This window comes from Curtobacterium sp. BNK-1 (assembly GCF_048685235.1).
In the GTDB taxonomy this organism is placed as follows: Bacteria; Pseudomonadota; Gammaproteobacteria; order Enterobacterales; family Enterobacteriaceae; genus Pantoea; species Pantoea agglomerans.
Genome location: NZ_JBLQTJ010000003.1, coordinates 22,146 through 43,328 on the forward strand (window position 1 = coordinate 22,146; position 21,183 = coordinate 43,328).

Below are 21,183 nucleotides of genomic sequence, written 5' to 3' on the forward strand. Positions count from 1 at the left end.
AAGATAAAAGCACTGATTCTGTTGCTACTTACATGCGGCGGCACCGCGTACGCGAGTGTCCAGACCACTGACAGCCAGGGGCAGGCTACGGACGCGCAGCACACCGGGCAAAGCGCGGTTCAGGATCTGCAGCAGCAGGCGGGGCAGTGGGGGCTGAACCAGCAGGACTATCAGCGCTATCAGCAGCTGATGAACGGCCCCCGGGGCACGCAGTCGCCCGGCCTCGATCCACTCTCCACGCTCGGCATCGAGGCGCGCAGCGCCGAAGAGCGCCGTCAGTACGCCGAGAAGTGGGTGAAGCAGGAGTTTGCCCGCACGCAGAAAGAAATGGAATTTCAGCGCGAGGTGAACAGCGCCTGGCAGCGGCTGTACCCCAACACGCTGGCGGTTAACATGGGTAACGCCGCCGGCATTGCCCACGACACCGGCGGGCGACTGGCGCTGTTCGTGAAGTCTGCCGGATGCTCGCAGTGTGACGCGCGACTGTCCGCCGTGCTGGCCGACGACCGTCCGGTCGATATCTATCTGGTTGACAGCCAGGGCGACGACGACGCGCTGCGCAGCTGGGCCAAAGCGCATCACATCCCGCTGGACAAGGTACGCAGCCGTGAGATCACGCTTAATCACGACGGCGGCCGCTGGATGCGGTTCGGCAACGGCATGATGCCCGTGGTGCTGCAGCAGGGGGAAAACGGATGGCAACTCGCAGCGTACTGACCGGCGCGGCCCTGCTGCTGCTGGCGTCGGCAAACTGCTGGTCATCCGGTATGCAGACTGTACCCGACGGCTATACAAAGGTGGCGCGCCAGCACGGCGTGCCACCGGAGGCGCTGTATTCGGTTGCCCTGCAGGAATCCTCCCGCACGCTGCCTCGGGGCGTACGTCCCTGGCCCTGGACGCTGAACGTGGCGGGGAAGGGGTATCGCTACAAAACCCGGCTTGAGGCCTGGCAGGCGCTGCAGGTGTTCATGAAAACCCATTCCCTGAAGCGCATTGATGTGGGCATTGCGCAGGTCAACCTTGGCTGGAACGGCGATCACTTCACGTCCACCTGGGAAGCGCTGGATCCGTACACCAACCTCAACGCCGCTGCCGTTATCCTGCGCGAATGCTGGGACCGTAAGCCCGGCAGCTGGCTGGACGCCGCCGGCTGCTATCACCATCCCGCCGGCGGACAGGCCGCCGCGCGCTACCGCTCCTTTATCAGAACAAAGCTTGCCACGCTGCAGTCGCCGCCTTCGCAGTCGGCCCCCGTGGATAACAGCCCGGCGCCGGCTCCCGTGCAGCTGGCGGACAATGCCCCTGTGCCCGCTGCTACTTCCAACACCGGATTCGTCTGGATTGAACCCAGGAGCCCGAGACCATGAAAAACGTCCGCTTTCTTGCCATGCCCCTCATCCTGCTGTCGCTCTCGTCCCATGCGGAGCTGAACGTGCTGGCCGACCTCGGAGGACAGAGCACGCAGGCCATCTTTGACGCGGTCAACCGGCAGGACTCGCCGGCACCCGTTTCCGCGCCGCCCGCCCAGGGCGAAGCGGCCATGCTGCCCGTTACCACGCCGGAAATGTCGCCGGGCGCAGTCAACCCGCGCGACCTGCAGCTGCCCGGCATCGGCGCGCTGTTCATCATCGGGGACGATGATGTATCCCGGTCCTGGCTGCGGCACAACGCGCAGCGTCTGTCGGCCAGAGGCGCCGTGGGGCTTGTCGTGAACGTGGACAGCCAGGACGCCCTTGACGGGCTGCGCGGTCTGGCGCCCGGCATGACCCTTGCCCCGGCCTCAGGTTCGGATCTGGCGCGCCGCCTGCAGCTGACGCATTACCCCGTACTTATCACCGACGGCGGGCTGACCCAGGAGCCCGCGCCATGATGGGCACGCCCCAAATCGTTGCCCTGCTGCTGTCGGTCAATCCTCTGCTGGCCGCCGGGCTTGTCATCCTGCTCTTCGTCGTGGCATGGCTGCTTCGCCGGGAGACGGCCACCGCCCGCCGGCACCGTCGTTATCGCGCCACCGCAGCGCGCGTGCATCAGCGCCTGCGCGAACTGAACGGCGACGGCCAGCGGATGAGCTATCTGCGCAAAATAAATCCCTACGTTTTTGAGGAACTGCTTCTGCTGGCTTTTGAGCGGCAGGGGTTGAAGGTCGAGCGCAACGCGTCCTACAGCGGTGACGGCGGCCTGGACGGCAAAGTGTTTATCAACGGCGAGTGCTGGCTGATACAGGCCAAACGCTATAGCCGGGCCATTTCCCCCGGTCACGTCCGGGATTTTGATGCGCTGCTCTCCCGCGCCGGCCAGCGCGGATTTTTTATCCATACCGGCAGAACCGGGCAGATGAGCCAGGCCGTCTGCCGTACCTCTTCCCGGCTTAAGATCATCAGTGGGCAAAACCTGCTGAGGCTGCTGTCCGGCATCTCACTAAAGGAATGGTCCCATGAGTAACCGCTACGTTATTGAAGCGCTGCTGCGCCCGGCTGTTGAGCTGAACACGGCCGCCGTGGCGGGCACCGCCGCCGTGGTGTGCGTCACCGCGCCCTGGGCGGTCGCCCTTGCCCCCTCCGTCAGCTACGTTACGGCAGGCGGTTTTGCCGTGCTATCCATCGTGCGCGCCCGTCAGGGCATGCAGGTGATCCGCTACCGGCGCAACCTGCGCCGGCTGCCGCGCTACGTGATGACCTCCCGGCAGATCCCGCTGAGCAAACGACGGCTCTTTATCGGCCGGGGATTTCGCTGGACGCAGACGCATACCCAGCGCCTGCGCGACACACTGCGCCCCGAGGTAGCCCACTACCTGCAGCCGTCCAGGCTGTACCAGCTGGCGCGCCGCGCCGAGGAGGCTACGGAAAAGCGGCTGCCCGCACTGAGCAAACTGCTTAACGCCGACTCCGTTCTGAATCCGGTCCGCCCGCTGCCGCCAGTGGGCGGCAACCCGGCCATACACGGTATCGAACCCAACGAAATCGACGTCACGCTTGATCTGCGCGAGCGCGTGGGGCACACGGTGGTCTACGGCACGACGCGCGTGGGTAAAACCCGGCTGGCCGAGCTGCTGATCACCCAGGACATCCGGCGCGGCGACACGACGATCGTGTTTGATCCAAAAGGGGACGCCGACCTGCTCAAGCGTGTGTGGGCGGAGGCGCACCGCGCCGGTCGCGGCGACGAGCTGACCATCTTCCACCTCGGGTGGCCCGACATATCTGCCCGCTATAACGCCGTGGGGCGGTTCGGGCGCGTCTCTGAGGTCGCATCGCGCGTGGCCGGGCAGCTGAGCGGCGAAGGCAACAGCGCGGCATTCCGGGAGTTTGCCTGGCGGTTCGTGAACATCGTAGCGCGGGCGCTGGTTGCGCTGGGCGAACGGCCCGACTACACGCTGATCACGCGCTACGTGAACAACATCGCGGACCTGTATCTGCGCTACGCGGTGAAAGTCATTACGGACAAACTTCCCGATCTGAGTAAGCAGATCGAAAACAACCTTAAACTCTTCGGTGAGGATGACGTGCCCCGCAACATGCAGGGACAGCCGGACGCCGTGCGCATCTGGGCATATGAGGTGGCGCTAAGCTCCGAACAAGGGCAGCAGCTGTACGACCCGATACTGGACGGCCTGCGCTCCGCCGTGCGCTACGACCGGACCTACTTCGACAAGATAGTGGCGTCCCTTCTGCCGCTGCTGGAGAAGCTGACCACGGGCAAAACGGCCGAGCTGCTGTCGCCTGATTACCTCAACATGGAAGACCCGCGCCCAATCTTTGACTGGGAGCAGGTGATCCGTAAAAAAGGGGTGGTGTACATCGGCCTCGACGCGCTCAGCGACAGTGAGGTGGGCAGCGCGGTGGGCAACAGTATGTTTGCCGACCTGGTGAGTGTTGCCGGACACATTTACAAGCACGGCATCAACGCGGGCCTGCCGGGAGCGGACGACCGAAAAAATCCGATTAACCTTCACTGTGATGAGTTCAACGAGCTGATGGGCGATGAGTTTATCCCCCTGATCAACAAGGGCGGCGGCGCCGGGATGCAGGTCACGGCCTACACGCAGACGTCCTCTGATATTGAGGCGCGTATCGGCAGCGCGGCCAAAACGTCCCAGGTGCAGGGTAACTTTAACAACCTCATCATGCTGCGCGTACGTGAGAACCGGACGGCGGAGCTGCTGACCACCCAGCTGCCGCAGGTTGAAATCTACAGCAAAACGCTGGTCTCCGGGCACCAGGATTCAGCAGACGTCACCGTTAATCACGACTTTACCTCCAGCACGCAGGACCGCGTCGGCACGATCAAGGTGCCGCTGCTGGAACCGTCGGATATCGTGTCGCTGCCGAAAGGGCAGGCATTCGCCCTGCTTGAGGGCGGGCAGCTCTGGAAAATCCGCATGCCGCTGCCCGCCGGCGACGCCGCCGACGAGCACATGCCGGACGATATCACCCGCCTGGCCGAAGAGATGCGCCGGAACTACCACAGCAGCGAAGGGTGGTGGAACGGCGGCGCCGGTCACGTTGCCCCGGCCGTAACGAAAGGAGAGGACAATGGCTGAACCGCGCCGCAACGTCACGCCACAGAATCCGCAGCAGCCGGTTCCGCCGCGCGAGCACGGGCTGATTTACAACCTGGTCTGGGGCTGGCCGTGGAAGCTGGCCGGCATGATCCTGGCCTCCCTGTTCCTGAGCCTGATTGTGGAATACGTCGGGATCGCGTTCTTCTGGCCGGAAATGGGCGCCGCGCACAGCCAGCAGGTGATGACCACGGAAATGGGCTACCTGTCGTCAGATTTTACCCGCAGCCTGATGCTCTCTGAACCCTCCGTCACCGTTACGCACTGGATCACGTTTGCCTATCAGTGGGCCTTCGTTGACAGCGGTTTTGTGGGCTGGGTACAGTCGATGTATGAATCGGAAATGAACAGCGGCAACGAAATTTCCCGTCAGCTGAAGTCAGGCAGCGGCTGGCTCGCCGGCTATCTGCAGCAGTATCTGCTTGCCACCGTCTGGGTGGCCGTGGTGACGCTTATCCGGGTCACGATACTGACGCTCTCCATCCCGCTGTTTGTGCTGGTTATCGCCGTGGCCGTGGTGGAAGGGCTGGGACGCCGCGATCTGCGTCGTTACGGAGCGGGCTATGAGTCGTCGTTTTTATATCACCGGGCAAAAAGGCTGATTAAGCCGGCGGTCTACATACCGGCGATGGCGTACCTGTCCTGGCCGTCGGCGGTCTATCCCAACCTGCTGTTGCTGCCCGCGGCCATCATGCTGGGGCTTGCCATTACGGTCACCACCGCGTCGTTTAAAAAGTACCTTTGATCTCCCCCGGGCCCGCAGTTGCGGGCCTTTCCGTCGGTTCAGGTCACTTGCCTTATCTTATTAGTTGTTACCCTCAGCGAAATCTGGGGCTTCCATGCCGCTAACGCGGCATTCAGGGGCTGGCTGCTGGCTGTGCGTGCCAGCTTGATTCATTTTATGCCTGCATTGAATGTCTGCTTTGTGCCAGGAGCGGACATTCATTAGCTCTTTTATTATAACTTGACGCACAATTTCAGCGGTTTTCTTGTCGCAGTTGGTTGTGTTGATCGAGTTCATAATCGATAAACGCACCGATCATAGCCCGGTAGACCTTTTCGATAATCACTGTGGGAAGTCCTGCTTCAGTCGCCTGTTTACTTACCTTATCGATTACCTGCTGGACGCGGTCTGGAGCACGCACGGCTGAATGGTCACTTTTGAAAGCTGCTGCAGCTTTAACACACTGGCTGCGTTGCGCGATCATTTTAACCAGTTCACTGTCAATCTGATCGATACGGTTCCTAACATCCTCAATTGACGAAAAATTCATTGCAATCCACCTGACTAGTACATGAGTGTGATAGGTTACATAAATCTTCGATTCAAAACAGTTTTAAATTTCTAAAGTCTGTCTGAAAGAACGATAAACGAAAGAATTCAATCAAGAATATGTGGTTATTGAGAGTGCGATAAAAGAGATAGAACGAATGACTGCTCCTCGCTCATAGCGGACGTTAGCCTGTTGTCAGTCCGCCTGGTACCAAAAGCGGACATGACTGCAGCCACCACAATTTATATTTTTATGAACAAGTAACCGATGGCATTGAACCCTCCTGAGTTTCAATAAATTTAAAAATTTTCTTTAGTGATGCTTTGTCAGGATTGTTAAATTCACTCAAGTGATCCCCCTTTCCAAGGGTCATAGATAAGCCATATTGTTGCGCTATCTCAGCCATAGCTGAGTTATAAGGGTCGCTGGCCCCGGCCCAAAGTAAAATTGGTGTCTTATAAGGAAATAAAGCTTCTTTTTTTTCAGAGTATTTCCTTAACTCATTGAAAAAGCATCTGATACTTCCTTGATCGTCAAGTGAAAGCCCAGAGGTAAGCTCTGGGGCTGTGCTTGCTGCATAAGACATAAACATATCAAAACTAAGTTTGCCTTCAGGCGTTTCCGGAAGGCCATTTTTTAAGTCCCATCCGCCTAAAACGACAGAATGCAGCCGTTCCGGATGGTGGTTTAGTAGTCCTAATGCAGCCCATGCGCCAGAGGAATAACCTATCACATGCGCTTTATCATAACCCAACCTATCCATAATTTTGATAATGGATAACGCCTGGTTTTGTTGTGTGTACAATTCTGGCACTGGCTGCTTTTCGCTTTCACCGTGGCCTAAAAGATCCGGGCAAACAACCTGGAAAAATGGACTAAATAAGGAGATTAATCCATTTTTCCGCCACGACTTTCCGTCCATTAGAAGACCGTGAAGCATTATGACCAAAGGGCCTTTTCCTTCTGAAATATATGATAATTGTGGTGTTCCTGCAGTAGATAACATATGTACCTCCTAAAATTCAGAGTGGACAGAAAGCATACATGTCTGTAGACAAACATCTCAACGAGTAATGGTATAACTTCCCCTTCTCGCTCATAGCGGATGTTACCGGACACCTGTCCGCTTTATGCAAGAAGCGGACGTTGATAACATCGCAATATCTTAATTTAGGGGAAATAATGTATGGGAAAAAATTATGAAGCATGAGCTATGGACAAACGAAGATGATTCAGATTTGTTTTGTCTTGCCGGTCCACGGGGAGACTCTGCACGTAAATTGCTGGATCCGGACTACAGATTAGTATGGACATGTGACGCAGATTCCCATTTGGAAGCAATGAAAAAATATTACGCGTTCCGTAACTGGGGAGAATATCAAACTGGTTTTCCCGAACAAGATAGTAAGACCTACAAAGAAATGGGATGGGAATAAAAAGCACAACACCCAAAACATAGTCGCTCGGTATTCTGATATCTCCTCAATGTCCGCTCCTCGCTCTTAGCGGACATTCGCTTGGCGTTAGTCCGCTTTGTGCCAGGAGCGGACATTCATTAGCTCTTTTATTATAACTTGACGCACAATTTCAGCGGTTTTCTTGTCGCAGTTGGTTGTGTTGATCGAGTTCATAATCGATAAACGCACCGATCATAGCCCGGTAGACCTTTTCGATAATCACTGTGGGAAGTCCTGCTTCAGTCGCCTGTTTACTTACCTTATCGATTACCTGCTGGACGCGGTCTGGAGCACGCACGGCTGAATGGTCACTTTTGAAAGCTGCTGCAGCTTTAACACACTGGCTGCGTTGCGCGATCATTTTAACCAGTTCACTGTCAATCTGATCGATACGGTTCCTAACATCCTCAATTGACGAAAAATTCATTGCAATCCACCTGACTAGTACATGAGTGTGATAGGTTACATAAATCTTCGATTCAAAACAGTTTTAAATTTCTAAAGTCTGTCTGAAAGAACGATAAACGAAAGAATTCAATCAAGAATATGTGGTTATTGAGAGTGCGATAAAAGAGATAGAACGAATGACTGCTCCTCGCTCATAGCGGACATTAGCCCGACGTCAGTCCGCTTTGTGCCAGAAGCGGACGTTATTATTTTGGACTTATCAATGCAACTAGTAGCGTTCGGTTGTGTTAAAAAGTTGTTTCAAGACAGCTGTGTCTGAAACCTGATGGAGCAGAAATGAGAACGCAAAAAAGATGCATGGGTTATGTGGCCATCGTGGTCGACGACTATGACCGCGCGATTGAGTACTACACCGACAAGCTGGGCTTTACGCTGGTAGAAGACACGCCGCAGCCGGGTAAGCGCTGGGTCGTTGTGACGCCGAATCCGGAAAGCGACTGTAATCTTCTCCTGGCCCGTGCTTCAAACGAACGGCAGGAAGGCTTTATCGGCAACCAATGCGGCGGACGGGTATTCCTGTTCCTGCAGACTGACGACTTCTGGCGCGACTATAACGCTATGAAGGCGAAAGGCGTCCATTTCTGCCAGGAGCCGCGAGAGGAGGAGTACGGGATGGTCGTTGTGTTTGAAGACATCTACGGCAACAGCTGGGATCTTTACCAGAACAAGCAAAGTTAACTCTTCTGGAGTCCGGTTACTAATGCGTAATCGGCCTCAATCCCAGGTCCGCTTTTCGCTCTTAGCGGACACTACGTGATGCCGATGTCCGGTTTGTGTCAGAAGCGAACTTTGCTAACATCGGCATGAACTAATATGCGGGCGAGCAGGTCAATAGTGTTCTGGGTTGCAGCTGTGTCCCGTTACTCTAATAAAACACCACGATAAATGAGCTAACATCATGAAAAATAAAAAATTGGCTATAGCAGTCATGTTATTTTTTGGATTTTCACCATCTTGTTTTTCTGAAAATGGTTCATTTATCCATCCTGGTGCACTAAACACGGCTGATGACTTCAGAAAAATAGCTCTGGAAGTAAAAGAAGGGCACCAGCCCTGGTCTTCAGATTTTGCTTTATTACGCACTAATGCTCATGACTCACCTGACTACACACCTCATCCTGTTGCTACTCTTTACCGGGGAGCTGCGACAGGTCACCCAAAAGAAAATTACTCATTCCTGTTTAATGATGCAGCAGCCGCATATGCTTTAGCTCTGGACTGGCGACTGAGCGGCGACAACTCACGTGCAGAGCGTGCTGTATACATACTCACTCAGTGGGCGAATAAACTACGCGCCGTTGACGGAACATCTGATAAATTTCTCGCGGCCGGACTCTACGGCTACCAGCTTGCTGTCGCAGCCGAAACGCTTCGGGGGTCATCCGCTTTCTCAGCCTCTCAGCAGAAGGCGGTCAGAGATATGCTGATTACGGTATTTGCACCCATGAACATCGATTTTCTTGAACATCATAATGGCGCAAAAACGGATCACTATTGGGCCAACTGGGACCTGTCAAATACCGCTTCCCTCATGGCTATTGGTATTTATGCAGACCGGAGAGATTTTTATAAAAAAGCTCGTGACTACTATATCGGCGGAAACGGTAACGGCGCGCTCAAAAACGCAGCATGGAAAGTTTATCCTGACGGGCTTGTACAGTGGCAGGAAAGCGGGCGAGATCAGGCGCATACGCTGCTTGGCATTGGTCTGGCAGGGACCATTTGTCAGTTGGCCTGGAACCAGGGCGATGACCTGTTCGGTGCCTATAACAACCGCCTACTCGGGGCGGCGCGCTATGTAGCCAGATATAATTCAGGAAACAGCGTCCCTTATTCGATTTACCAAAACAGTGATGTCACTCAGTCAGTCATTTCCAGCGTAGCCCGCGGAGAAAAAAGGCCCGTATGGGCGCTATTCTACGGCCATTATGTACAGATGATGCATATTAGCGCGCCGGAGATAAAAGCGGCGATAATGAGTGAAGGCAATGAAGGTGGTGGTGGTAATTACGGCCCGAACAGCGGTGGTTATGACCAGCTGGGTTATGGCACCCTGACTTTCCTTAATTAATTCTAATTAAGCTTTTCGGTATAAAAGCTGGGCTGACCTGCTCCTCGTTAGTTCACATATAACGCTATTAGCTATGTCCGTAGATCGCTCATAACGGACCTAAGCCTGCAGTAAGTCCGCTGTGTGCCAAAAGCGGACGTTAACGCTTGATAAAAAGTCATCTTCAGTGCTTATTAACTTTCAGGAAGCGCCATCTAGAATGCTGGAAAGGGGAAGAAATGCTTTTCGCAATAAGGTTCATGGATCACCCAGGTGAATACAATGTCAGAAAACAATATCTCAATGCTCATTTAGACTGGTTAAAGCAAAAACGAGGTGTGGTTCTTGCTGCTGGTTCATTACGTGAAAAATATAACGATCAACCTGTGGGAGCTCTATGGGTCGTGAAGACTGAGCATGAAGAAGAGGCCTTATCCATATTTTCCGATGATCCTTTTTGGGTCCATGGCTTGCGAGCATCGGTTGAGGTTTTATCGTGGAGCCTCGCCTTTGAGGACATGCTTAAAGATTAATGTCCGCTCCTCGCTCATTGTTTACCGGCGGGCTAATACTAGCCTTATGCCCAATGCAATGAACGTAGCTCCCACAATTCTATCCAGTAAAATTTGTAGTTTTTGATTACCCGCAACAGCTCCTGCCGTGCTGCCAGCTAATATGGCAAATGTCACATCGACCAAAAAAGCTATAAAAGCATATGTCACTCCCAGTAGCAGAAAGGATGCTGCATGTTGTTCGCCTTCCGGTGTGACAAACTGAGGGAAAAATGAAATAAAGAAAAGGAGCACTTTGGGATTAGTTAATGTAGTTATAAACCCCCTGGACAGTAACCTGTAGGCACTTACCTTTCTGCTGGTATTTTGGGGGGCAGCATCTCCCCGGTCCTTTTTCCCTGCGAATGTCCCTAACAACATTTTTCCACCCAGAAACATCAGATAGCTCGCTCCAATGTATTTAATCGCGGTAAACATAACAGGAGAGGCAGTGATAAGGGCAGTAAGCCCCAAAGTGCTTGCAATCGCATGTGTGCAGCTTCCTAACGCCACTCCAGAAGCTGAAACAATACCGGCGCGGCGGCCGTTAGCAACGCTTTGCCCAATCACATAAGCCATATCAGGTCCTGGAGTTACAGATAGCAAAAAAACTGAAATGGCAAAGAGTCCAAAATTGGTAATATCCAGCATGGCGACCTCAGATGTCTTTGAAATTTAATATTAATCCAACCGTATAACACTTAATTTTCCAGCTCAAGAATTTTGTTAGCCCCTCCTCACTGCCATAACCAATATTCTATTTTCTGCATCCACGAACTAACTTTCAGTAGAGATGATGCTTAACACCGTAGATCCGCTTTTCGCTCTTAACGGACGTCACTATGCTGACATGCTCGCTTTGTGCCAGAACGGACAACGCCAGCCAGTCCAAAGCTATCTCGTACTACTAGCAAGTTTAGCCTCGAAGCATAAAAATAAGCCTCCTGTTGCTCTGTCCATCACCCGCACAACGCGACTTTTCTTCAATACGGCTGACGCAAAATGCGTGGATAAAATGAGAGTGACTGACCATATAGTCCCAATCGCTACGTGGATGCTGACCAGGATAAAAGTCCATATTAAAGGCGAGTGACCGGCTGGTATGAACTGCGGCAAAAAAGAGACATAGAAAATGCCCATTTTGGGATTGAGCACATTTCCCAGCATTCCTCTGATAAACCAGCTCCCCTGAGAAACTTTGTTGCCATCACCATCACTGAAAGAAGATCGAGGACGTATCAGCAGTTGTAAGCCCAGCCAGCTCAGGTAGACCGCGCCACAAACTTTGAGCACAGTGTAAGCCATCTCTGAAACTGCCAGAAGAGCACCAAGACCTAACGCGACCAGCGCGCCCCATACAAAACAGCCAGCATCAATGCCAGGCGCAGGGTGAAAAGCCCTTTTGCCGCCCTCAGCACAAGCGGTGCGCAGAATAAGTGCCGTATCAAGGCCGGGAGTCAGGGTAAGTAACAGTGCTGCGAGAGAGAGAATGCGAAGAGGGAATCGTTAACAGTCATTTTCTTTGTCCGAAAGAGCAAATGCTAATCATTTAGTTCCCTGCAATCAATTTATCAAATACTACTTTTTAAAAGTTCTTTTCTCGCTCATAGCGGACGTTCATCTGACTCCATCCGCTTTGTGCCAGAAGCGGACATTTTTGCTAAAGGTGATGAGTTACTGGGTCAGGCTGTGCAGAGTAAAAGCAATGAGCAACACCCCGCCGGCAATGTTGACGTATTTTTTGAGCATTAATGGATTTGTTTTTTTTACTGAAAATATAAGTGTCTGACTGACAGCGACAAGCCAAACGCTCATGACCACGACATGTACTGTTGCCAATGTCAGATAGTTGTAGACGCCTCCCTGTATCCCTGCGAACTGCGAAACGACTGTCAGATAAAAAATGATGGCTTTAGGATTCAAAATATTAGCTATCCAAGCCTCTCTTAAAGTCACCGAATGTTTCGTAACAGCAAGCCCGCTGGCATTTGACCTTATCCCGCTGCGGATGAGCATTGCTCCTAACCAGAGCAGATAGGCGGTTCCGAAAACTTTCAACACCGCAAAAGTTGCTGGAGACGAGATGATCACAGCGGTTATACCTAGCCCTATGAGAACCGCATGTGTGTATATACCTAAGGCTGTTCCGGCAAGCGTTCTGAATAGTCCTTTGTAACCGCCTGCCAGAGCTCCATTCATAACAAGAGTGAAGCTTGCTCCGGGGGACAGTGCAACAGGGAGTAGTGCTGGCATAAAGCCATAAAGGTTTATTTCCATAATTTTGGATATTAATTGATGCTCTACTTGATTTCCATTAAGGCGCTTCGCCAGAAAGTGATATTTAAAGCAATTGGAATATATAAATCTTTGCCAAAAAAGGTCCGCTCTTCGCTCATAGCGGACTTTAATGCCTCAACAGCCTACCCCTGCTTTTATCAGGCTGGACGACGTCACCTGAACTCGTTTCGGGTGACGTCGTCAGCAGACAAGCCGGTGCAGCGGCGCGTCAGTATGTATTAGTAGTTACAACACCCTAACATATTTCACCCATTTCATCCCACATCAGCCCGCCGCAATTAATTTTCATTTTCGGGTAATGAGTTAACGGCTGACCCGTCCAGCCGGATTCAGCATCCTTACCGCACCTGACAACCACTGGAGGTGCATATGAAATCTTTTCGCCCGGTCACCCGACTGTTTCTGTACGGCGGCGTGCTGGGCCTTACCTCTCTCACGGTCCTGCCGGCACAGGCATCTGAAAAGGACGAGCTGGCGTCCGCCCAGCGCATGATCGTTCAGGTGCAGGCGTCGCTGGAGCGTGCCCGGGTGGCCGCCGCTCAAGAGGATACCGCGGAGCGTGGGCGCTACTTCTTTGACTACCCGCGCGCCAGCGCCGACCTGCGCACCATCAGCGCCGGCATCGATCGTTACCTTGAGCCGTCCCGCGCTCAGCCACGCGATCTGTCGGGCATGGTCGGTAACTACCGCCGGGAACGCCCCTGATGGCGATGACCGCCGCGCAAGAAGCGGCCTTTAAAGCCGCCTCAGGAAATCTGGAATCCAGCGGGATGCACCTGCTGTGCCTTGGTCTGCTGATTGGCTTCCTTTTTTTCTGGGCCGCCTGGGCCATCGTCGACGTCTGGTCGGGCTGGTCCGGGGATCGCGTTAAGTCAGCCGCCATGGGCAGGGCCGTGGTCCGCACGGTTTTATTGTTAGTCGTAAGTATCTGGATGTTTTGCAGTTAACCCTTAATCAACCCAATACAGGTGAAATCATGTCTACATTTTCTTCCGTTCTGTCCCGCGTTTCCGTTAAAGCCAAGTCCGCTTATGCCCGCCTCATCACCGCGGGCCTGCTGAGCGCGTTTGCCGCCGCCCCTGCCATGGCCGATTTGCCTCAGGTTGAGGGACCAACCTCTGGCGGCTCAGGCAACGGCCTGATGGGCACCCTGAGCGGCCACGTACAGGACGGCCTCGTGCTGGGCGGCCTGGTGCTCTGCGGCTTTGCCTTCTTCAAGGTGGCCGAGGCGAGCCTGGTGACGTTCGGCGAGGTACGCAACGACCGCGCCTCCTGGACTAAATTCGGCTCCATCGTGGTGGTGGGTATCGTTCTGCTCGTTGCTGTTATCTGGCTGCTGGGCAAGTCCGCAGAAGTTATCAACTAAGGAGCGCATCCGGATGGCGACCATTCGCTTTCTCCCGGATCGCCTGAACTCAGAGCCTATTGTTTTTCGGGGGTTTACCACCCCCGAGTTGGGAATGGCGGCACTGGCGGGTGTGGGCATCGGTTTTGTGCTCTCCCTGCCATTTGCCTTCATTTTTGGCTGGCTGGCGGTCCCGACGGTGGCCCTGCTGTTCCCACTCGTGCTGATCGCCTTTGGCGGCAGATGGCTCGCCGCCAGAAAGCGTGGCAAGCCCGAGAACTACCTGTGGCAACAGGTCGCGCTGAAAATGCGCCGCACGGGCTTCGGCGATCCTTCACTAATCATCGACTCGCGGGGCTGGTCCCTGCGTCGCAGCAAGAGCATCAGGAGCATCAAATGAGTCGTTTTCGCCACGCGGTTAAGGGCCGCGATCAGCATATTTTTACCCTGCGTGCGGCCTGCGTTGTGTTGCTGTTACTGCTGATGACCGCACTGGGCGGCTGGATGCGCGCTCCGGAAAAGCTGACCATTCATAACCCGCCCGATTTACGAAAGGGCAGTACCCGCCCCTGGTGGGAAATCCCGCCGCCGACGGTATACGGCTTTACCTATTACATTTTTCAGCAGCTCAACGCCTGGCCCAAAAACGGAAAAGTGGACTATCCCGCCCGCATTCAGTCGCTGTCCTCCTACCTCACGCCGCAGTGTAAGGCGTTTCTTGAGGAAGACGCTAAGCAGCGCGGTGAGAAAAACGAGCTCACCGACCGCGTCCGCGTGGTTTATGAAATTCCCGGCCGCGGCTACGACACCAACAGCGTGAAGGTGGTTGACCGCGATAACTGGGTCGTGAAGCTCGATCTGGTCGCGGATGAATACTACCTCACCGAGCCGGTCAAGCGCGTGACCGTGCGCTACCCGATCAGGGTCGTTCGCTGGGACGGCGACTCCGAGACCAACCCGTTCGGCATGGCCCTGGACTGCTACGACGGCATTCCACAGCGCCTCTCCGCCGCCCCGGAGCTGCCAAAACACACCAACAAGGGGATGTTCTGATGATGTGCTCAACGTTAACATTCAGCTCCCGCGCCTGCCTGGTGGCGCTGTCGCTTACGCTGATACCGGCAGCCATACTGAGCACGGCCCCGGCGCGGGCCGACGAGCTGATGAAGTGGGAGCGCGTTCCCCTGCAGATCCCCCTGAAAACCGGCACCGAGCGCGTTATTTTTGCCGATAAAAACGTGCGCGTCGGCTTTCCGCCCGCGCTGAACGGCAAGCTGCGCGTGCAGAGCACCGGCGGCGCGGTCTACCTGAAGGCCGACAGCGACTTCCCGGCTACCCGCCTGCAGCTGCAGGACATGGAATCAGGCGAGGTGATTCTGCTGGACGTCCGCGCCGCCGGTGCGGGCCCGACCGAGCCGGTAAAAATCATTTACAGCGGCGACGTCAGCACGGCCGGCAGCGCCGCCGCTGACGCTGCCCCGACGTCCGGCGAGGACGCCGGCAGGGCGCCGGCTCGCCGTAAAAAGGTCAGCTACAAGGCGCCCATTCCGGTACTGCTGACGCGCTACGCCGCGCAGAACCTGTACGCCCCGGTGCGCACGGTCGAAGGCGTGCCCGGGATTCATCCCGTTAATCCGCACCTGCCGTCCCGCATCACCACGCTTTACCCCACGGCGCCCGTGACCGTGTCACCCGTGGCTGGCTGGGGCGCTGCAGGGAGAACAGTGGTGGCTTTACGGGTGCGCAACACCTCTTCCCAAAAGATCGTGCTCGATCCGCGTGAGCTGCAGGGCCAGTTCATCACCGCCACCCTCCAGCACCGCTGGCTGGGCGCCGCCGGCACGCCGGAGGACACCACCACGCTGTACCTGGTGACCGCCGGCCGCGCCGATGAGGCGTTCGTACGCGAGCCGTCCACCCCCCGCAAGGCCGCCCGTTCCGCCCAGAAGGTGATCCGCTATGAAGATTAAGTCAAATGGCCTAGTCAAGGTCCTGGTGCCGGCGGTGCTCGTCGCCGGCGGTTTTATCGCGGTCAAGAGCCACAACAGCAAGACGCCCGAGCCCGCCGCGCAGACAACAGCGCAGGCCGACCCGGCTTTAGCGAACCTCTCCCCGCAGGAGCTTAAGGCGCTCGGCGTCGAAGGTGACACGCCGCAGGACACGCTGAAAACCATCGTGGGCTCGCTAAACGCCGTGCGGCAACAGCAGGCCACGCTAAACAAGCAGAACGCTGACCTGCTGGACGAGAATAAAAAGCTGCGTGAGCGGAATCAGAACGTGTCCGGCCAGGTTAACGAGGCCGTTCAGGGCGTACAGAAGGGCTTCAGCGACCGCGAGAAGCAGCTACGCCAGCAGCAGAACGCGCTGACGTCAAAAATCAACGACCTGACCTCCCAGCTGCAGAAAACCGGCAAAGGGCTGGCCGATAAGGCCGGCGGCCAGGACGGCGACATTCCTCTGGGTCTCGGGCTGGACGGCATGGGCGCCGGCAGCGGCGGCGCGGCGGCAGCTGGCAGCGACGGCCTGATGTGGGTAACGCCGCAGGATGGCAAAAGCACCCAGTCCGGACAGGGCGGCAGCAGCAACGGCTCAGCCAGCACCGGCGGCACAACGGCCTTCCCGACCTCCTTCATGAGCGAAAATGCCGTCACCCGACAGAAGGCCAGTTACGAACAGCAGGTTAAGGGCTCAACCAGCGAAAAAGGTGAGGAAGACGAGGGCGAGCCGGTCTACACCCTGCCAGAAAACTCCACGCTCATCGGCAGCCGAGCCATGACCGCCCTGCTGGGCCGCGTGCCGGTTAACGGCACCGTGACCGATCCGTATCCCTTCAAGGTGCTTATCGGCAAGGACAACCTGACCGCCAACGGCATCGAGCTCCCGGACGTGGAGGGTGCCATCGTGTCCGGCACGGCCTCGGGCGACTGGACCCTGTCCTGCGTCAGGGGCCAGGTCAGCAGCATTACCTTTGTGTTCACCGACGGTACGGTGCGAACGCTGCCGAAGCCCGACCGCAGCGGCAAGTCCGGCAACGGTCAGAACGCACAGAACGGCGGTAAAGACACCGGAACAAACGGCGGCATCGGCTGGATTTCCGATGAGAACGGCATTCCATGCATTTCCGGCACGCGTAAATCCAACGCGTCCACTTACCTGCCGACGCTGGGCCTGCTTGGCGCGGCCGGCGCGGCCGGCGATGCGGTGGGCCAGAACCAGCAGACCAGCCAGACCAACGCCTACGGCGGCGTCACCTCCACGCTGACCGGCGACGCCGGACAGGCCGTGCTCGGCAAGGCGCTTTCCGGCAGCTCCGACGAGATCACCGAGTGGGTGAAGCAGCGCTACGGCCAGACCTTTGACGCCATTTACGTTCAGCCGGGCGCGCACCTCGCCGTGCACATCACCCGCGAGCTGGCAATCGACTATGAAGACAAAGGCCGCAAGGTGCGCTACGACTTCACCCTGCCCGGTGAAGACGGCAGCACCGGCGGGCTCGACTGAGGAGAAATAACATGCAGATTTCAGTAACGCTCGGCGTTTTTGTACTGGTTGCGGCCGCCACCCTGACGGGCTGCTCCACGTCAAAGGATGAGATGCTTCCGGCGGGCGACAGCAACATGCTGGAGCTGTGGAAGGGCACGGACGGCGAAAGCGGCCCGTCGCGCGGCGTGGAGGGGCGCGCCGCCCTGCGCCGCGCCCTGACCGATACCGAACAACAGGCGGCGGCCGGCGACGATCGCAGCTACAGCCGCACCCAGGAGTCGGAGATCAGCCAGCAGTTCCCGCGCCTGCCGAATCCCGACATGGTGATGTACGTTTTTCCACACCTGGCGCAGGGCAACACGCCCGTGCCGGGCTACAGCACCGTTTTCCCCTTCTATGACCAGACGCAGTACGCGATGCCTGGTGAACGCACGGAGGCGCTGTGATGTTTGGACTTTTCAAGAAAAACCGGCCGGCCGGACAGGATGCGCCGGAGCAGGACGGCCCGGAGCCGCTGGCACGCCCGGGAAAAATGACGCAGGGCGACGAAAGGCAGGTGTACTCGCACAATCCGTCGATCGTGGACTACCTGCCGTGGGCGGAGTTCCTAGACGAGGATCAGTGCCTGCTGCTGGACGACGGCGTCTCGGTCGGAGCGGTATACGATATCACCCCGGTTGCCACCGAGGGGCGTCCCGACACGCGTCTGGAGCAGATCCGGGACGTGGTTGAAGACGCGCTGCAGGACAGCTTTGACGACATTGAAGCGAACCCCTGGATCGTGCAGTTTTTCTGCCAGGACGAAAACGACGTGGACGCCTATCTGGACAGGCTGCGCGGGTACGTTAAGCCGCACGCGCAGCACACGGATTTTACCGAGGCGTGGCTGAAGGAAACCGAAAGCCACCTGCGCGGCATCGCCCGCCCGCAGGGGCTGTTTGTGGACAAGCTAATCACCGGCCAGCCGTGGCGCGGCCAGCAGCGCCGGACTCGCATGGTGGTGTATCGCTGGGTGGAGAAAAACAACCGCGACGTAATGCCGCCGGTCGGCATGCTGAACCAGGCGTGCGAAAGGCTGTGCGGCGCGCTCTCCAGCGTCAACATCGGCTGCACGCGGCAGAACGGCCTGCAGGTGCACGCCTGGCTCCTGCGGCTGTTTAACCCGGCGCCGGAAGGCATGGACCCGGAGCAGTTTTACCGCGCGGCAGCCTACGAGGACACCCGCAACACGCCTGACGGCATGATCCCCGTGGAAAACGACTTCTCCGAAACGCTGCTGTTCACGCCGCCGCGCTCGGATGTGGAAAACGGCGTGTGGTGGCTGGATAATCTGGCCCACTCAGCCCTGACGGTTGAGCGGCTGCGCAAGCCGCCCGAGCCCGGCACGCTGACGGGTGAGAAAAGCCGGGGCGAGAAAAAGGTTAACGCCCTGATGGACATGTTTCCCGAGGGCACCATGCTGTGCATGACGATCATCGCGGAGCCGCAGGATACTCTTGAAGAGAAGTTTAACCGGCTGGCAAAGAACGCCATCGGGGAAAACACCGAGTCGGGGCGCGTACGCCAGGACGTGGCAGCCGTGAAGGAGCTGCTGGGCAACCGGCACAAGCTGTACCGCGCCGGCATCACGTTTTTCCTGCAGGCCAGGGATATGAAGGAGATGAACCGCAAGCGCATCGAGCTTTCCACGGTGCTGCTCAACGAGGGGCTGCAGCCCGTGCGCGCAGAGCACGAGGTCGGCCCGCTGAATGCCTGGCTGCGCGCGCTGCCGATGTGCTTTAACCCGCAGCACGACAAAAAGAACTGGTACACCCGACTGACGTGGGTCCAGCACCTGGCCGGCCTGCTGCCCGTGACCGGCCGGGAAACCGGCACCGGCAACCCGGGTTTCAGCTTTTTTAACCGGGGCGGCGACGTGCTGAACTTCGATCCCCTTAACAAACACGACCGTTCTCAGAACGCGCACATGCTGCTGTTCGGGCCAACCGGGGCGGGCAAGTCGGCCACCCTATGCTCGATGCTCTGCCAGCTGATGGCCGTACAGCGCCCGCGCCTGTTTATCGCCGAGGCCGGCAACAGCTTCGGCCTGACGGCGGACTACTTTGAAAGCCTCGGTCTTACGGTGAACAAGGTCAGCGTCAAGCCGGGCAGCGGCGTGACCCTGCCGCCGTTCGCCGACGCGCACAAGCTGTTTGAAAGCGACGCCCCGCCGCTGGCGGTGGCCGAAAGCGACCTGCCGGAAATCGATGAGGACGACGAGGGCGAGGACAATGAAAAGCGCGACATTCTGGGAGAAATGGAAATTTCCGCCCGGATGATGATCACCGGCGGCGATCCGAAGGAAGACGCCGCGCTCAGGCGCGCCGACCGGGCCATGATCCGCGAAGCCCTGCTGATGGCCGCCCGACTGACCCTGGATGAAAACCGCCAGATGCTGCCCAGCGACCTGCAGAACGCCCTGAACCGCATTTCCTCCGACGAGGCCGCCGAGGGCGGGCAGGCCCGTAACGAATCACGCCGGGCCAAGGCGGCGGAGATGGCGGAGTCGCTGGGCATGTTTACCCAGTCCGGCAGCTTTGAGGCCGAGCTGTTTAATCAGGAAGGATCGCTGTGGCCGGAGGCAGACGTCACGCTCATCGACCTGGGCCACCTTGCCCGCGAGGGGTACGAGGCCCAGATGGCGCTGACTATGGTTTCCCTGACCAACACCATCAACAACATTGCGGAGCGCGACCAATACCTTGAGCGCGACATCGTGTTTACGGTGGATGAGGCACATATCGTGACCGTTAACGCCCTCCTGGCGCCGTATATGACCAAGGTGGTCAAGATGTGGCGTAAGCTCGGAGCCTGGCTCTGGCTTGCCACCCAGAACCTTGAGGATTATCCGGCAGCTGCAGGCAAAATGCTGAACATGGCCGAATGGTGGATCTGCCTGACCATGCCAAAAAAAGAGGTGGAGGACATCGCCCGCTTCCGTACGCTTTCCGAGGAGCAAAAGTCCGTGCTGCTCTCCGCCAGCAAGCTTTCCGGGTGCTATACCGAGGGCGTGGTACTGTCGAAAAAAATTGAGGCGCTGTTCCGGGCCGTACCGCCCAGCCTGTTTCTGGCGCTGGGCATGACGGAGAAGGAAGAGAAAGCGGAGCGCAAGGCACTGATGCGTAAACATAACTGTTCAGAGCTCGATGCTGCTATTCTCGTAGCAAGAAAACTGGATCGTCTGCGTGGACTGATGACGGCTGAGTCGGCTGGGATGCCGGAATACAACGATAAAAGAGAGAAGCTGACCGCATGATTAAGCTTAAATACGCGAGCCCTGTAACACATACCCCTGCGGCCGATGAGACGCCCACGCCGACTCTTTTCGGCCTGTATCCGCAGGGTGAGCCTGTCGCCACGCAGAGCACCCAGGATCGGCTTGAGGCGATGAAAAGCGCGCTGAAGCATCGATTGCAGCCACCGGTCGCCATCACCTGTAACCCGCACCGGATCGGTAAAAACAGCTGCGTCGCCATTCATCTGGAAGATAGCCGGGGCAAGCGCGCGGACATTCTTGTAACCCAGGAAGGCCGCGCCAGCCTGCCGCTGGATAACGAATTTGACTCGCCGCGCTGGTACGTCAATGTGCCTGATGCGGCGGATATGGTTTATATGACGCTCTGGGTTAGCAGTGTGTTTGAGGATTAATGCCTGTTGTCA

Annotated in this window: 26 protein-coding genes; 20 read left to right on the plus strand and 6 right to left on the minus strand. The window is 56.9% G+C overall.

Annotation, left to right across the window (positions count from 1 at the left end):
* The first annotated feature begins 21 nt into the window (after positions 1-21).
* From ACMGGP_RS20075 to ACMGGP_RS20100, 6 genes are read left to right on the plus strand one after another with little or no spacing between them, the layout of a single operon-like run.
* Complete coding sequence (locus ACMGGP_RS20075; protein ID WP_498798776.1) at positions 22-717, plus strand: TIGR03759 family integrating conjugative element protein; 696 nt, start codon at positions 22-24, stop codon at positions 715-717.
* Entirely contained in the window at positions 696-1,367 is a 672-nt protein-coding gene (locus ACMGGP_RS20080) for a lysozyme family protein (RefSeq protein WP_236352585.1), read from the plus strand. The genes ACMGGP_RS20075 and ACMGGP_RS20080 overlap by 22 nt, the downstream gene beginning before the upstream one ends.
* Positions 1,364-1,870, plus strand: a complete 507-nt coding sequence (locus ACMGGP_RS20085; RefSeq protein ID WP_236352584.1) for an integrating conjugative element protein — start codon at positions 1,364-1,366, stop codon at positions 1,868-1,870. Before ACMGGP_RS20080 ends, ACMGGP_RS20085 begins: the two co-directional genes overlap by 4 nt.
* Positions 1,867-2,442 carry a restriction endonuclease gene (locus ACMGGP_RS20090; RefSeq protein ID WP_498798777.1) on the plus strand — a complete coding sequence of 192 codons (576 nt, stop codon included), beginning with the start codon at positions 1,867-1,869 and terminating at the stop codon, positions 2,440-2,442. Before ACMGGP_RS20085 ends, ACMGGP_RS20090 begins: the two co-directional genes overlap by 4 nt.
* Complete coding sequence (gene traD, locus ACMGGP_RS20095; protein ID WP_115388382.1) at positions 2,435-4,540, plus strand: type IV conjugative transfer system coupling protein TraD; 2,106 nt, start codon at positions 2,435-2,437, stop codon at positions 4,538-4,540. The genes ACMGGP_RS20090 and traD overlap by 8 nt, the downstream gene beginning before the upstream one ends.
* Complete coding sequence (locus tag ACMGGP_RS20100; RefSeq protein WP_236352583.1) at positions 4,533-5,303, plus strand: TIGR03747 family integrating conjugative element membrane protein; 771 nt, start codon at positions 4,533-4,535, stop codon at positions 5,301-5,303. The genes traD and ACMGGP_RS20100 overlap by 8 nt, the downstream gene beginning before the upstream one ends.
* A gap of 232 nt (positions 5,304-5,535) precedes the next feature.
* On the opposite strand, the gene ACMGGP_RS20105 is transcribed toward ACMGGP_RS20100, so the two are convergent.
* Complete coding sequence (locus ACMGGP_RS20105; protein ID WP_179898175.1) at positions 5,536-5,832, minus strand: chorismate mutase; 297 nt, start codon at positions 5,830-5,832, stop codon at positions 5,536-5,538.
* A 250-nt stretch (positions 5,833-6,082) separates the two neighbouring features.
* Positions 6,083-6,838: an alpha/beta hydrolase gene (locus ACMGGP_RS20110; RefSeq protein ID WP_236352582.1), complete on the minus strand. Its 756-nt coding sequence runs from the start codon at positions 6,836-6,838 to the stop codon at positions 6,083-6,085.
* A 193-nt stretch (positions 6,839-7,031) separates the two neighbouring features.
* On the opposite strand from ACMGGP_RS20110, the gene ACMGGP_RS20115 reads away from it, so the two are divergent.
* Positions 7,032-7,268, plus strand: a complete 237-nt coding sequence (locus ACMGGP_RS20115; protein ID WP_236352581.1) for a hypothetical protein — start codon at positions 7,032-7,034, stop codon at positions 7,266-7,268.
* Between the two features lie 151 nt (positions 7,269-7,419).
* Here ACMGGP_RS20115 and ACMGGP_RS20120 read toward each other — a convergent pair whose 3' ends face one another.
* Positions 7,420-7,716 (minus strand): chorismate mutase, encoded by a 297-nt coding sequence (locus ACMGGP_RS20120; RefSeq protein ID WP_179898175.1) that lies wholly within the window; start codon positions 7,714-7,716, stop codon positions 7,420-7,422.
* 317 nt (positions 7,717-8,033) lie between these two features.
* Here ACMGGP_RS20120 and ACMGGP_RS20125 point away from each other — a divergent pair, with 317 nt between their 5' ends.
* The 3 genes from ACMGGP_RS20125 to ACMGGP_RS20135 all read left to right on the plus strand — a co-directional run bounded on the left by ACMGGP_RS20125 (position 8,034) and on the right by ACMGGP_RS20135 (position 10,340).
* Positions 8,034-8,435, plus strand: a complete 402-nt coding sequence (locus ACMGGP_RS20125; protein ID WP_039661348.1) for a VOC family protein — start codon at positions 8,034-8,036, stop codon at positions 8,433-8,435.
* Between the two features lie 220 nt (positions 8,436-8,655).
* A complete protein-coding gene (locus tag ACMGGP_RS20130; RefSeq protein ID WP_236352580.1) occupies positions 8,656-9,828 on the plus strand; it encodes an alginate lyase family protein in 1,173 nt (390 codons plus the stop codon).
* A 218-nt stretch (positions 9,829-10,046) separates the two neighbouring features.
* A complete protein-coding gene (locus tag ACMGGP_RS20135) occupies positions 10,047-10,340 on the plus strand; it encodes a YciI family protein (RefSeq protein WP_236352579.1) in 294 nt (97 codons plus the stop codon).
* A gap of 21 nt (positions 10,341-10,361) precedes the next feature.
* On the opposite strand, the gene ACMGGP_RS20140 is transcribed toward ACMGGP_RS20135, so the two are convergent.
* The 3 genes from ACMGGP_RS20140 to ACMGGP_RS20150 form a co-directional block, all read right to left on the minus strand.
* Positions 10,362-11,009: a LysE family translocator gene (locus ACMGGP_RS20140; protein WP_236352578.1), complete on the minus strand. Its 648-nt coding sequence runs from the start codon at positions 11,007-11,009 to the stop codon at positions 10,362-10,364.
* 243 nt (positions 11,010-11,252) lie between these two features.
* Positions 11,253-11,849, minus strand: coding sequence for a LysE family translocator (locus ACMGGP_RS20145; protein WP_498798781.1), 597 nt, complete (start codon positions 11,847-11,849; stop codon positions 11,253-11,255).
* A 183-nt stretch (positions 11,850-12,032) separates the two neighbouring features.
* The gene (locus tag ACMGGP_RS20150; protein ID WP_236352577.1) at positions 12,033-12,635 is read right to left on the minus strand and encodes a LysE family translocator; all 603 of its coding nucleotides are present in this window, start codon (positions 12,633-12,635) and stop codon (positions 12,033-12,035) included.
* Between the two features lie 390 nt (positions 12,636-13,025).
* On the opposite strand from ACMGGP_RS20150, the gene ACMGGP_RS20155 reads away from it, so the two are divergent.
* From ACMGGP_RS20155 to ACMGGP_RS20200, 10 genes are read left to right on the plus strand one after another with little or no spacing between them, the layout of a single operon-like run.
* Positions 13,026-13,361, plus strand: a complete 336-nt coding sequence (locus ACMGGP_RS20155; protein WP_236352576.1) for an integrative conjugative element protein, RAQPRD family — start codon at positions 13,026-13,028, stop codon at positions 13,359-13,361.
* Positions 13,361-13,603, plus strand: a complete 243-nt coding sequence (locus ACMGGP_RS20160; protein ID WP_236352575.1) for a TIGR03758 family integrating conjugative element protein — start codon at positions 13,361-13,363, stop codon at positions 13,601-13,603. The genes ACMGGP_RS20155 and ACMGGP_RS20160 overlap by 1 nt, the downstream gene beginning before the upstream one ends.
* 29 nt (positions 13,604-13,632) lie before the next feature.
* Positions 13,633-14,022: a TIGR03745 family integrating conjugative element membrane protein gene (locus ACMGGP_RS20165; RefSeq protein ID WP_187508738.1), complete on the plus strand. Its 390-nt coding sequence runs from the start codon at positions 13,633-13,635 to the stop codon at positions 14,020-14,022.
* Positions 14,023-14,035: 13 nt separating this feature from the next.
* Complete coding sequence (locus ACMGGP_RS20170) at positions 14,036-14,401, plus strand: TIGR03750 family conjugal transfer protein (protein WP_236352574.1); 366 nt, start codon at positions 14,036-14,038, stop codon at positions 14,399-14,401.
* On the plus strand, positions 14,398-15,054 hold the full coding sequence (locus tag ACMGGP_RS20175; protein ID WP_110412169.1) for a PFL_4703 family integrating conjugative element protein: 657 nt from the start codon (positions 14,398-14,400) through the stop codon (positions 15,052-15,054). The genes ACMGGP_RS20170 and ACMGGP_RS20175 overlap by 4 nt, the downstream gene beginning before the upstream one ends.
* Positions 15,054-15,971, plus strand: a complete 918-nt coding sequence (locus ACMGGP_RS20180; RefSeq protein WP_498798778.1) for a TIGR03749 family integrating conjugative element protein — start codon at positions 15,054-15,056, stop codon at positions 15,969-15,971. Before ACMGGP_RS20175 ends, ACMGGP_RS20180 begins: the two co-directional genes overlap by 1 nt.
* On the plus strand, positions 15,961-17,502 hold the full coding sequence (locus ACMGGP_RS20185) for a TIGR03752 family integrating conjugative element protein (RefSeq protein WP_236352627.1): 1,542 nt from the start codon (positions 15,961-15,963) through the stop codon (positions 17,500-17,502). Before ACMGGP_RS20180 ends, ACMGGP_RS20185 begins: the two co-directional genes overlap by 11 nt.
* 11 nt (positions 17,503-17,513) lie before the next feature.
* Positions 17,514-17,930 carry a TIGR03751 family conjugal transfer lipoprotein gene (locus tag ACMGGP_RS20190; protein ID WP_236352626.1) on the plus strand — a complete coding sequence of 139 codons (417 nt, stop codon included), beginning with the start codon at positions 17,514-17,516 and terminating at the stop codon, positions 17,928-17,930.
* On the plus strand, positions 17,930-20,779 hold the full coding sequence (locus tag ACMGGP_RS20195; protein WP_187493236.1) for a conjugative transfer ATPase: 2,850 nt from the start codon (positions 17,930-17,932) through the stop codon (positions 20,777-20,779). The genes ACMGGP_RS20190 and ACMGGP_RS20195 overlap by 1 nt, the downstream gene beginning before the upstream one ends.
* Positions 20,776-21,171, plus strand: a complete 396-nt coding sequence (locus tag ACMGGP_RS20200) for a hypothetical protein (protein WP_110412165.1) — start codon at positions 20,776-20,778, stop codon at positions 21,169-21,171. Before ACMGGP_RS20195 ends, ACMGGP_RS20200 begins: the two co-directional genes overlap by 4 nt.
* Positions 21,172-21,183: the final 12 nt, after the last annotated feature.

What these genes read in the sequence shown, in the direction of transcription:
- ACMGGP_RS20175 (WP_110412169.1), top strand. Translation starts at nt 14,398, where the DNA reads ATGAGTCGTTTTCGCCACGCGGTTAAGGGCCGCGATCAGCATATTTTT.
- ACMGGP_RS20165 (WP_187508738.1), top strand. Translation starts at nt 13,633, where the DNA reads ATGTCTACATTTTCTTCCGTTCTGTCCCGCGTTTCCGTTAAAGCCAAG.
- ACMGGP_RS20130 (WP_236352580.1), top strand. Translation starts at nt 8,656, where the DNA reads ATGAAAAATAAAAAATTGGCTATAGCAGTCATGTTATTTTTTGGATTT.
- ACMGGP_RS20110 (WP_236352582.1), bottom strand. Translation starts at nt 6,838, where the DNA reads ATGTTATCTACTGCAGGAACACCACAATTATCATATATTTCAGAAGGA.
- ACMGGP_RS20190 (WP_236352626.1), top strand. Translation starts at nt 17,514, where the DNA reads ATGCAGATTTCAGTAACGCTCGGCGTTTTTGTACTGGTTGCGGCCGCC.
- ACMGGP_RS20125 (WP_039661348.1), top strand. Translation starts at nt 8,034, where the DNA reads ATGAGAACGCAAAAAAGATGCATGGGTTATGTGGCCATCGTGGTCGAC.
- ACMGGP_RS20195 (WP_187493236.1), top strand. Translation starts at nt 17,930, where the DNA reads ATGTTTGGACTTTTCAAGAAAAACCGGCCGGCCGGACAGGATGCGCCG.
- ACMGGP_RS20115 (WP_236352581.1), top strand. Translation starts at nt 7,032, where the DNA reads ATGAAGCATGAGCTATGGACAAACGAAGATGATTCAGATTTGTTTTGT.
- ACMGGP_RS20180 (WP_498798778.1), top strand. Translation starts at nt 15,054, where the DNA reads ATGATGTGCTCAACGTTAACATTCAGCTCCCGCGCCTGCCTGGTGGCG.
- ACMGGP_RS20085 (WP_236352584.1), top strand. Translation starts at nt 1,364, where the DNA reads ATGAAAAACGTCCGCTTTCTTGCCATGCCCCTCATCCTGCTGTCGCTC.
- ACMGGP_RS20185 (WP_236352627.1), top strand. Translation starts at nt 15,961, where the DNA reads ATGAAGATTAAGTCAAATGGCCTAGTCAAGGTCCTGGTGCCGGCGGTG.
- ACMGGP_RS20120 (WP_179898175.1), bottom strand. Translation starts at nt 7,716, where the DNA reads ATGAATTTTTCGTCAATTGAGGATGTTAGGAACCGTATCGATCAGATT.
- ACMGGP_RS20140 (WP_236352578.1), bottom strand. Translation starts at nt 11,009, where the DNA reads ATGCTGGATATTACCAATTTTGGACTCTTTGCCATTTCAGTTTTTTTG.
- ACMGGP_RS20100 (WP_236352583.1), top strand. Translation starts at nt 4,533, where the DNA reads ATGGCTGAACCGCGCCGCAACGTCACGCCACAGAATCCGCAGCAGCCG.
- ACMGGP_RS20160 (WP_236352575.1), top strand. Translation starts at nt 13,361, where the DNA reads ATGGCGATGACCGCCGCGCAAGAAGCGGCCTTTAAAGCCGCCTCAGGA.
- ACMGGP_RS20090 (WP_498798777.1), top strand. Translation starts at nt 1,867, where the DNA reads ATGATGGGCACGCCCCAAATCGTTGCCCTGCTGCTGTCGGTCAATCCT.
- traD (WP_115388382.1), top strand. Translation starts at nt 2,435, where the DNA reads ATGAGTAACCGCTACGTTATTGAAGCGCTGCTGCGCCCGGCTGTTGAG.
- ACMGGP_RS20155 (WP_236352576.1), top strand. Translation starts at nt 13,026, where the DNA reads ATGAAATCTTTTCGCCCGGTCACCCGACTGTTTCTGTACGGCGGCGTG.
- ACMGGP_RS20150 (WP_236352577.1), bottom strand. Translation starts at nt 12,635, where the DNA reads ATGGAAATAAACCTTTATGGCTTTATGCCAGCACTACTCCCTGTTGCA.
- ACMGGP_RS20105 (WP_179898175.1), bottom strand. Translation starts at nt 5,832, where the DNA reads ATGAATTTTTCGTCAATTGAGGATGTTAGGAACCGTATCGATCAGATT.
- ACMGGP_RS20080 (WP_236352585.1), top strand. Translation starts at nt 696, where the DNA reads ATGGCAACTCGCAGCGTACTGACCGGCGCGGCCCTGCTGCTGCTGGCG.
- ACMGGP_RS20135 (WP_236352579.1), top strand. Translation starts at nt 10,047, where the DNA reads ATGCTTTTCGCAATAAGGTTCATGGATCACCCAGGTGAATACAATGTC.
- ACMGGP_RS20200 (WP_110412165.1), top strand. Translation starts at nt 20,776, where the DNA reads ATGATTAAGCTTAAATACGCGAGCCCTGTAACACATACCCCTGCGGCC.
- ACMGGP_RS20170 (WP_236352574.1), top strand. Translation starts at nt 14,036, where the DNA reads ATGGCGACCATTCGCTTTCTCCCGGATCGCCTGAACTCAGAGCCTATT.